Below are 10,672 nucleotides of genomic sequence, written 5' to 3' on the forward strand. Positions count from 1 at the left end.
AGTATCCAGAATACGGAACTTTTTTACACGACATTCTTTTCCCATTGGTTATTTATGGAGTAGTTTTTGTGTTATGGATTATTTGGGTGTTAAAATTTTCAGCGTATGCAAAAGAAAAAAAGTAAAATCTTAGATATTGCAATTATTGGCATTTTGGTAATTGCCTTATTGCTAATAAGAATGTTTGAAAAAGAGTTATTTTATGATCCTTTTCTAGATTTTTTTCATAGTGATACGAAAAATAAAATGGCACCTGAATTTAATACTTTTAAATTGTTTTTAGGACTTTTATATAGGTATTTTATGAACAGCATTTTCACAGTTTTGATAGTTTATTTTTTATTTAAAGATATTTCAATAGTAAAACTAACCTCTTTTTTATTGTCATTATTTTTTATTATTTTAATTGTAATTTTTTTCAGTTTATTACATTTTTCTAAATCGCCAGATTATTTATTTGTTTTCTATGTTAGAAGGTTTCTAATTCAACCTCTATTTTTAATTTTATTTGTTCCAGCTTTTTTTTATCAAAAAAGTGTTAATAAACAATAAGTTATTTAAAAATACCATAAATTTGCAGTAATGAATCTTAAAAAACATATAAGTATTTTTTTAGCATTATTTATTTTATTAGTAAATAGTAGCGCTAGTTTGGTGTTGCATTATTGTAATGACCAATTTGCTTATGTGTCTTTGGTATATCAAAATAATAAATTAATTGATTCTGCAACAGAAGACTCTTGCTGCGCTTCGGATTCTATTGAAGAAGAAGAAGGTTGTTGTTCCAATGAGGAAATCAATACAAAAAACAAAATTGATTATTCTATTTTAAAAGATTTTCAATTTGATTTTTCTGCTGTACATTTTTTAAATGAAACACCTGATTTTTTTGCTGAAACACCTTGCTTTTATTCAAATAAAAAAAATGTAGATTACTATTGTAATTCTAACGCACCGCCTTTTTATAGACTCTATTCTCAACTTATTTTTTACGCATAATTTATATCGTTTTTAGTTTTTTAAAATTATAAACTTTATTAATTAATTATGTATAAAATCTTATTTTTGGTCTTTATGCCATTATTTTCTTTAGCACAAAGTAGCGTTCAAGGAAAAATTATCGATAAGGAAAATTCGCCTGTCTCAAATGTAAAAATAATAATTCCTGAATTAAATGACGTTTTGTTTTCTAATGAAAGCGGATTATTTAGTTTAATTCAAGGAAACCGAAATCTAGTATTAATTTTAGAAAAAGAAGGTTTTCAGACACTTGAAATACAACAAAGTGTCAAATCTGATTTTACTATTCAATTAGAAAAAACAGCTTCTGAAAGCAATATTGCAACAGTAACTATTGTAAAGAAACAAAATACGTTAGGTAGAAAACAAAAAGCTGTTACCAATACGCAACATTTATCGCAAGGTGAATTACAAAAAGCGGCTTGTTGTAATTTATCGGAAAGTTTTGAAACAAATCCGTCTATTGATGTAAATTTTTCTGATGCCGTTACAGGTAATAAACAAATTAAAATGCTAGGATTAACTAGTCCGTACATTTTAATGAGTGAAGAAAATATTCCAGCGATTCGAGGTGCGTTGCAGGCAACAGGTTTAAACTTTATTCCAGGAACTTGGGCAGAAAGTATTCAAATTACAAAAGGGGCGGGGAGTGTAGTAAATGGATATGAAAGTATTTCGGGTCAAATAAATTATGAGTTACTTAAACCTCAAAAAGAAGACCCGTTTTTTGCCAATGTTTATGCCTCAAATGATGGCAGATATGAGATTAATACTCATTTTGGCAATAAATATTCAGATAAATTAAGTTCATTAGTTTTAGTTCACGGAAATACCAGAACTATTAAAAATGATATGAATCATGATGGATTTTTAGACAATCCCTTAGGAAAACAAGTTAATATTTTAAATCGTTGGCAATACAATAATGCAGAAAAAGGAATCGTTTCGTTTTTAAATATAAAATATTTTTCAGATGAAAAAACGGGTGGTACAATAAACGACAATTCGCATGAAATGGTGATAAATCCCAATTTATGGACAAGCCATGTGAATACAGATAAAATAGAAATTTCCAACAAAATTGGATATGTTTATCCAGATATGCCTTTTCAAAGTATTGGTTTTCAACAAGCTTTTCAGTACAATAAAATGCATTCTGAATTTGGAGATAAAACACATCATATTCATCATAAAAATTATTTTTCAAACCTTATTTTTAATTCGATTATTAACAATACAAAGCATAAATTTATAACTGGGTTGAATTTTAATTATGATACATTTGAAGAACATTTAGAAACCAATTTTATGGCGGAATATGACAGAATTGATACTTCAATTGGTTCGTTTTTTGAATATTCTTTCGATAATTTAAATAATTTCAGTTTCGTTTTAGGTGCCAGAGCCGACAATCACAACAGATTGGGCTTATTTTTTACTCCAAGAGCTCACGTTAAATATAATCCGTTTGAAAAAACTACATTTCGTTTTTCTGCAGGAAGAGGAAAAAGAGCCTCAAATATTTTTGCTGAAAACATAAATGTTTTGGCTAGTTCTAGAGATTTTGTTATTAAAAATGATAACGGGAAATTATATGGTTTAAATCCAGAAATAGCATGGAATTATGGAACAAGTTTTATTCAGAAATTCTATCTTTTTGGAAAAGAACATGAACTGGTTGTGGATTATTATAAAACCGATTTCAGCAATCAAATTGTGGTAGATTTGGAAAATGCAAGGCAAGTAACTTTCTCTAACCTAAAAGGGAAAAGTTATGCAGAATCATTTCAAATTGAATGGAATATTAATTTAATGACGCATTTAAATGTTAGAACGGCCTATAAATATTTAAATGTTAAAACCGATTATGCGACCGGATTATTAGATAAACCTTTACAAGCTAAAAATCGTTTCTTTGCTAACATAGCTTATGAAACGCATATTTTGGAAAAAGGACAACAATGGAAATTTGATGCCACTTTTAATTGGATTGGTCAGCAGCGATTGCCAAATACAAAAGCAAACCCAGTTCAGTATCAATTATCGGAATATACGCCAAGTTATCAGCTTGTAAATGCGCAAATAACGCGAACGTTTTCTAGTACATTTGAAATGTATTTTGGAACAGAAAATTTAGGAAATTTTAAACAGAAAAATGCAATAATTGCATCGGATAATCCTAACAGTCCGTATTTTGATAGTACTATGATTTATGGTCCAGTTTTTGGTACGATGTATTATGCAGGAATACGATTTAAAATAAAAGATAAAAAAGAACAAAATAATATAAATCATTAAAAAACATAAAATCATGAAAAAAATAGTATTAGTAGTAGTGTTTGCCTTTTTTGGAATGAATGTAAACGCACAAGAACAACTTATTAAAAACAAAAAAGTTGAAGTTGAAGTCAATGGCGTGTGTGACATGTGTAAAAAACGTATCGAAAAAGCCGCTTATTCTGTAAAAGGAGTAAAAAGCGCTGTTTGGCATGCAGAAGATCAAGACATACATTTAATTATAGATGAAACAAAATGTACTGTTTTAGATGTAGAAAAAGCTATTGCAAAAGTAGGTCATGACACTAAAGATATAAAAGCTACTGACGAACAATATGCAAAAATTCACGGGTGTTGCAAATATCGAACCGATGAAGTACATTAAAATCGCTAATTTATACTAGATAACTAGAATTAACATTTATTTTTAAAATAGAAGTCCTACATTTGTGGGACTTTTTTATGCCTTGGAAAAAATTACAATAAAAATATTTGATTCTATAAAAGACGTTCCAGAAAATTGGAATAAAGTTGCCGTTGCCAATCATTTCTTACAACTTCCTTATTTAGAAGTTTTAGAACGTTCGGCGCCAACAAATATGCAATGTTTTTATATTGGATTTTATGAAGATTCAGAACTGATAGGTGTTTCTTTAGCCCAATATTTAGATTTAAATAAATTAGAATCGTTTGGCGAAAGAGATAACTTTTTTAAAAAATGTATTCGAAATTTTATTTTTCGAAATTTTGCTTCGCATACATTATTTATTGGGAATAACATGATAACTGGGCAAAATGCTTTTGCTTTTCAGAAAGAAATCAGTTTTGAGGAAGTTAGTTATATTTTAAAACAAAGTTCAAAAGAATTAGAAGCGTATTTCAAACAAAAAGGGATTAAAATTCATTTGGTTTCTTTTAAAGATTTTTATCAGAATTGTGCTATAGAATTTAAAAGATATGCTTTCGATAAAATATACGAATTCAATACGCAACCCAATATGATTTTCGAAATACCAACGAATTGGAAATCAAATGAAGATTATTTTAATGCCTTTTCAAAAAAATATCGAGATCAATATAAAAGAGCGCATAAAAAATTTGAAGGAATTTCTGTAAAAGAATTAGACGTAAATGAAGTAGTTTCATTTGAATCTCGAATCAATGAATTATATCATTATGTAGCGAAAAACGCACCATTTAATACATTCTTTTTAGCAGAAAACCATTTTTCAACATTTAAAAAACAATGTGGAGATGGCTTTAAAATTTTCGGTTATTTTTTGGAAGATAAACTTATTGGCTTTCATTCTATTTTAGTAAACGACGATGTTTTAGAAACTTATTTTTTAGGATATGATGAACAAATTCAAAAAGATAAAATGTTGTATTTAAATATGTTGTATAATATGACAGAATTTGGAATTATCCATAAATTTAAAAAAATTATTTTCGGAAGAACAGCTTTAGAAATTAAAAGTTCTATTGGAGCAACTCCAGTTATGATGTCGGGTTTTATTTATCATAGTAATAAATTAGTGAATATATTTTTAGGTAAAATATTTGAAAATTTAGAACCCGAAACCGTTTGGCAGCAACGTCATCCTTTTAAATAAATAAATCAAGTATATGTAGTCCTTTTTTATTGATAAAAACGAATTGTTTTCTTATTTTTGAAAATAATTTAAAATTATGAAAAAAATTCTATTCCTTTTCTTACTCTTTTCGCAATGTATGTTTTCTCAGACTTTATTTGAGAAAGCTGAAAAGCTATACAATGAAAAAAAGTTTGAAGAAGCCAAAGGATTGTTTGAAAGTTACTTAAAATCAGATCCCAACCATCTAAAAACCATTGAATATTTAGGCGATATTGCTGGAAATTCAAAAAAATGGGATGTTGCAATTGCTTATTATAAAAAATTAAAAATTCAAAACCCAAATAGCGCTACGTATTGGTTTAAATATGGCGGCGCATTAGGAATGAAAGCCAAATCAGTAAATAAATTTAAAGCTGTTGGCATGATTAGCGATATAGAAACCGCTTTTTTAACCGCTGCTAATTTAGATAAAAAACATCTTGAATCGCGATGGGCGTTAGTAATGTTATATATTGAATTGCCTGGTATTATTGGCGGTAGCGAAACTAAGGCATTGAAATATGCAGATGAGCTTTTGGCGATTTCAAAAGTAGATGGTTATTTGGCAAAAGGCTACATAGATGTATATTACAAAAGATATAAAGCTGCAGAAGTAAATTTAATAAAAGCACATCAAATAGGTAAATCAGCCATAACATATGCCAAATTATACGATTTATATATGTATAAGTTAAAAGATAAAAACAAAGCACAAAACATTAAAAAGTAATTAGGTAAAGGGTTTTAGGTATAGGATAAACTTTACCTTTTGCCATATATCTTTCACCATTAACCATATCACATGCGTACACATTTCATAGCCATTGGCGGAGCAGCCATGCACAATTTAGCATTAGCGTTACATAATAAAGGATATCAAATAACAGGTAGCGATGATGCTATTTTTGAACCTTCTAAATCTCGATTAGAAAAGAAAGGATTATTACCTGTTGAAATGGGTTGGTTTCCTGAGAAAATAACAACTGATATTGAAGCTGTTATTTTGGGTATGCACGCTAAGGAAGATAATCCTGAATTGTTGAAAGCACAAGAATTAGGATTGAAAATTTATTCGTATCCAGAATTTTTATACGAACAATCTAAAAACAAAACAAGAGTTGTAATTGGTGGTTCTCACGGAAAAACAACTATTACGTCTATGATTTTACACGTAATGCATTATCATAATATTGAAGTGGATTATATGGTTGGCGCACAATTAGAAGGTTTTGATACAATGGTGCATCTAACAGAAACTAACGATTTTATAGTTTTAGAAGGTGATGAATATTTATCTTCTCCTATGGACAGACGACCAAAATTTCATTTATATCAACCAAATATTGCCTTGCTTTCAGGTATTGCTTGGGATCATATCAATGTGTTTCCTACGTTTGAAAATTATGTAGAACAGTTTAGTATTTTCACTTCGCAAATTACAAATGGCGGTATTTTAGTATATAATGAAGAAGACGCAACCGTTAAACAAGTCGCCGAAGAAACTACAAATCCAATTCGTAAAATTGCCTATAAAACACCAAGTTATACTGTAGAAAACGGAACGACTTTATTAGACACGCCTGAAGGACCAATGCCAATTGAAGTTTTTGGTGCGCATAATTTAAACAATTTAGCGGGTGCCAAATGGATTTGTCAATGTATGGGTGTAGATGAGGTTGATTTTTACGAAGCTATCGCCACTTTCAAAGGCGCAAGTAAACGTTTAGAGAAAATTGCAGAAAGCAGTAATAAAGTGGCTTACAAAGATTTTGCTCATTCACCAAGTAAAGTTTCAGCAACTACAAAAGCTGTAAAAGATCAGTATCCTGATAGAAAACTAATTGCTTGTTTAGAATTACACACCTATAGTAGCTTAAATGCTGAATTTTTAAAAGAATATGAAGGTGCCTTAGATGCTGCAGATGTAGCTGTCGTTTTTTATTCGCCAGATGCGGTAAAAATTAAACAATTAGACGAAGTTTCTTATGAACAAATTGCACAATCATTCAATAGAAAAGATTTAATTATTTATACGAACCCAGTAGAATTTAAAGACTATTTATTTGCACAAGATTTTAATAATTCTGCTTTACTTTTAATGAGTTCAGGGAATTATGGCGGATTGAATTTTGATGAAGTGAAAAATTTGATGAAGTAAAAGCTACCTTAAGTCATTGCGAAGTACCAAATAATTATTTCTTATTAAAACTAATAATTAAAAATATAAACCTTTAAAAAGAACTTTTACCCTAAAGTGTTTTTCCCAATTTTAAAAATCACTTTTATAATTGGATTATTTTTTTTGCTTTTAATTGCTATTAATGCATTCAAAATTAAATTATTTTCAGGCTTTGATTTTGGAATTTTAATTGCATTAATATTTTATGTTTTATTTATTGGTTTAATTATATTTTATTTATCATATTTCTTTAGTTTTTATTTTAAATACCTAAAAATTGATGATAATTATTTTTCAATTTTTGAGTTGAATAAGTTTAAAACAAAGAAAAATACTTTTGATGATATTTTAGGATATTCTAAATCTGAAGTTTATTTCGGAAAGAATCTTTGGAAATCAAAATCTATTGTTATTTACTTTAATAATGGAGAAACTTCTGAATTTCTTAGAATTTTTATATCTGATTTGGAATTATTTGAAAAAGAATTAAAAAGGAGAAAAGTTAAATATTTGGGTTTTGAGGGTTATAAAACTGGTTGGTTTTATAGACAATATGAATTTGTTTTAAAAAAATAAATTACTTTACGGAAATATTTATTTCCCATATTGAAAATGTCCAACAATCGTATAACTAAACAAGCAATCTTCTAACACTTGTCCGCCGCCCACATTGTGTACAATTAAATTGCGATTGCCATCAGTAGATTTTAAATGAGTAATAATTCCAATATGTGGCAACTTATCGTTAATCATCCAAGTTACAATTTCGCCAGTTTTATAATCGTTTGCGTTTTGAGTAATTGATAACGTTTTTCCTTTTCTGCCAAAGAAAACTTCTAAATTAGGAACTCTTCTGTGATCAATATTTTTATCGGTTGTTTTTAAACCCCATTTTTTTAAATTCGGATATTTGGTAAAATTCGCCACCATATCTTCGTGAACTTCTTTTTGTAAATCGATATTTAATTTTCTGTAAGCACGAATTATTACGTCTGTGCAAACGCCAGTTTTTGCTGGGACATCGCCATTTGGATATTTTAATTTCACATAATCGGGTGTATAAACAACATCTTTATCAATAATTTGAATCGCTGCATTTGATAACTTTTCTGCAAAAGAATTCGGGTTTTCAATTGGAGAAATTACTTGTTTTTCAGAAATTAAAATTGTTGAATTAGAAAGTATTTCTTGTTTTTTACAAGAAGTAAAACTTAATAAATAAGCTATAACGAAAATGAAGTTCATATGAATGAGTTTTTATTCGAAACGCTGTTTTTTAATTTTTAGTATAAAAAAAGACCAATTAGAAAATTGGTCTTTTAAATTCACGGTAAAAAAATTATCCTGCTATAAATTCATCAAATGTTTTTAATTTATATTCTGGCGTAGTTTTTTTTGCTTTTTCTAAAATCATAGAGAAATGTATTTTTTCTAATTTTTTAAATTCTGCTTCCACTTTGTTATAGGTTTCTAATATTGATTCGATATTTGCTTTTTGAGAAGGAGAAGGCGCGTCATATTGACTTGCAACCGAAGCATAAATTGCACCTAATTTTTCTCTTAATTGCTTTTCTGCTGAACCTACATAATTATCACCAGTTGTTATTACCATAGTGAATTTTAATTTGTTTAATTCTGCATTGGTTTTGATACTGGTTTTTGTGTAGCTTTTGTCTTTAGAGGCAATTTCATCATTAAGTTTCGTCATTTCGTCTATTTCATAAACCATATAAGCTAAACGTTGCACTTTATCGAAAAGCATTTTAGTTGCTACTCTTTGTTCTGTTCTTGAGTCAGCTGTAATTGGACTTTTCGGGTCATTTAATACTTCAAACTCGTGTGTAAATTTATCTTTACCTTTAGTTAAAACAGCTTTGTATTTCCCTGCAGGCACTAATGGTGTTGTGAAACCGCTGTAATCTAATGTTTTTCCAGTTGCTACTTTTGGTCCTTTTTCATTAAAATCCCAAGTAACAATGTTTATCCCTTTTTGATTACTTACTGGTAAACCCACAATTTTATTTCCATTCAAATCCTGAATTTCCATTTCCATTTTACCAAATGTATTTCTCTTCTTTAGATAATATACAATTTGAGCAGAAGTGCTTGGATTTGGTCCAACAAATTCTAGTTCAGAAGCGGTACTTCCAAATGAAGAATTTTCTTCTTTTATAAATGGTTTGGTTTTAAAGAAATACACCTCAGAAGCAATAATTTCATTTGTTACTTGTCTTAAAATGCTAATGTCATCAAGAATAATTACACCTCTTCCGTGAGTCGCCATTACTAAATCATTAGTTTTTTTATGTAAGTCTAAATGCATTACAGCAACTGCCGGCATATTGTTTTCAAATTTCGACCAGTTTTTACCACCATCTACAGTGATGTATAACCCTTTTTCTGTACCTAAAAATAATAAGTTTTCATTAACATAATCTTCTTGAATACATCGCGCAAAACCATCGATATCTTTTGTTACAATTGAAGTCCAAGTTGTACCAAAATCAATAGTTTTATAAACATATGTGTTCATATCATTATTAGTATGACCTTCAAAAACAGCATAGGCACTACCTTTTGAGAAATTACTAGCTTCGATATGATAACACCAAGTATTTTTTGGTAAACCAATAATATTTGCCGTTACATTTTTCCAAGTTTTCCCACTGTCTTGAGTAATTTGAATAGTACCATCGTCAGCGCCAGCCCATATTATATCTTTGCTTAATGGCGATTCTGCAATAGTAAATAACGTACAATGATTTTCAGCACCAGAATTATCCTTTGATAGTCCACCAGAATTTTCCTGGTTCATTTTTAATTTATCATTTGTCGTTAAATCAGGAGAAATAATTTTCCAACTTGCTCCCATATCATCGGAAGCGTGAACAAATTGACTTCCTGCATAAATTCTATCTGGATTATGTATGCCCGTCACAATTGGAGTGTTCCAATTGAAACGTAATTTTACTTGATTTTTTTCTTGCAAAGGCTGAATTGTTTTTAATTCTTTGGTTTCTAAATTATAACGCCAAATGTTTTCGGCACCTTGCATTTCACTATATATAATTTTTTTGGTTGGGTGTTTTAAAACTCTAAACCCATCTCCGTAACCTACGCTGTTCCAATCTCTAGCTTCAATTCCGCCATCACTTTTGCTTGGGCCATACCATGAACCATTATCTTGTAGACCACCATAAATATTATATGGTTCTTCTGTGTCTAAAGTAATGTGATAATATTGAGAAATAGGAAGGTTTTTTACAATATCTAATGTACTTCCATTGTTCCAACTTCTGTACATTCCTCCATCAGTTCCAACATAAATTCTGTTGGTGTCAATTGGGTCTACAAGTATGTCGTGAATATCAGAATGCATCGCACCTAAATTTTTAAATGTTTTTCCGCCATCACGAGAAATAGAACCATTTAATCCACCTTTATATACAATATCCGGATTTTTTGGATCGATTGTAATTCTTGAAAAGTAAAATGGGCGAACTACTAAAGCAAAATCACTATTTAAATGTTTCCATGATTTCCCAGCATCTTCTGATTTATA

General features: G+C 29.2%; 10 protein-coding genes. 8 read left to right on the forward strand and 2 right to left on the reverse strand.

Features of this window, described 5'->3' with window-relative positions; genetic code table 11:
- Nucleotides 1–105: 105 nt before the first annotated feature.
- The 8 genes from ACIQ11_RS05625 (at nucleotide 106) to ACIQ11_RS05660 (ending at nucleotide 7,686) form a co-directional block, all read left to right on the forward strand.
- Nucleotides 106–552, forward strand: coding sequence for an exosortase F system-associated membrane protein (locus ACIQ11_RS05625; RefSeq protein WP_396153601.1), 447 nt, complete (start codon nucleotides 106–108; stop codon nucleotides 550–552).
- Nucleotides 553–582: 30 nt separating this feature from the next.
- The gene (locus ACIQ11_RS05630) at nucleotides 583–999 is read left to right on the forward strand and encodes an HYC_CC_PP family protein (RefSeq protein WP_396153603.1); all 417 of its coding nucleotides are present in this window, start codon (nucleotides 583–585) and stop codon (nucleotides 997–999) included.
- 48 nt (nucleotides 1,000–1,047) lie between these two features.
- Entirely contained in the window at nucleotides 1,048–3,318 is a 2,271-nt protein-coding gene (locus ACIQ11_RS05635; protein ID WP_396153605.1) for a TonB-dependent receptor plug domain-containing protein, read from the forward strand.
- A 13-nt stretch (nucleotides 3,319–3,331) separates the two neighbouring features.
- A complete protein-coding gene (locus ACIQ11_RS05640) occupies nucleotides 3,332–3,682 on the forward strand; it encodes a heavy-metal-associated domain-containing protein (protein WP_396153608.1) in 351 nt (116 codons plus the stop codon).
- 82 nt (nucleotides 3,683–3,764) lie between these two features.
- The gene (locus tag ACIQ11_RS05645; protein ID WP_396153610.1) at nucleotides 3,765–4,910 is read left to right on the forward strand and encodes an 8-amino-7-oxononanoate synthase; all 1,146 of its coding nucleotides are present in this window, start codon (nucleotides 3,765–3,767) and stop codon (nucleotides 4,908–4,910) included.
- 76 nt (nucleotides 4,911–4,986) lie between these two features.
- Nucleotides 4,987–5,661 (forward strand): tetratricopeptide repeat protein, encoded by a 675-nt coding sequence (locus tag ACIQ11_RS05650; protein WP_396153612.1) that lies wholly within the window; start codon nucleotides 4,987–4,989, stop codon nucleotides 5,659–5,661.
- Between the two features lie 72 nt (nucleotides 5,662–5,733).
- On the forward strand, nucleotides 5,734–7,089 hold the full coding sequence (gene murC / locus ACIQ11_RS05655; protein WP_396153614.1) for a UDP-N-acetylmuramate--L-alanine ligase: 1,356 nt from the start codon (nucleotides 5,734–5,736) through the stop codon (nucleotides 7,087–7,089).
- A 327-nt stretch (nucleotides 7,090–7,416) separates the two neighbouring features.
- The gene (locus tag ACIQ11_RS05660) at nucleotides 7,417–7,686 is read left to right on the forward strand and encodes a hypothetical protein (RefSeq protein WP_396153616.1); all 270 of its coding nucleotides are present in this window, start codon (nucleotides 7,417–7,419) and stop codon (nucleotides 7,684–7,686) included.
- Between the two features lie 18 nt (nucleotides 7,687–7,704).
- Here ACIQ11_RS05660 and ACIQ11_RS05665 read toward each other — a convergent pair whose 3' ends face one another.
- Both ACIQ11_RS05665 and ACIQ11_RS05670 read right to left on the reverse strand, forming a co-directional pair.
- On the reverse strand, nucleotides 7,705–8,355 hold the full coding sequence (locus ACIQ11_RS05665; RefSeq protein WP_396153618.1) for a DUF1287 domain-containing protein: 651 nt from the start codon (nucleotides 8,353–8,355) through the stop codon (nucleotides 7,705–7,707).
- Between the two features lie 94 nt (nucleotides 8,356–8,449).
- Nucleotides 8,450–10,672: WD40/YVTN/BNR-like repeat-containing protein (locus tag ACIQ11_RS05670; RefSeq protein WP_396153620.1), on the reverse strand; the 2,223-nt coding region annotated here is incomplete at its 5' end.

It is taken from the genome of Flavobacterium sp. (assembly GCF_044361065.1).
Classification (GTDB): domain Bacteria; phylum Bacteroidota; class Bacteroidia; order Flavobacteriales; family Flavobacteriaceae; genus Flavobacterium.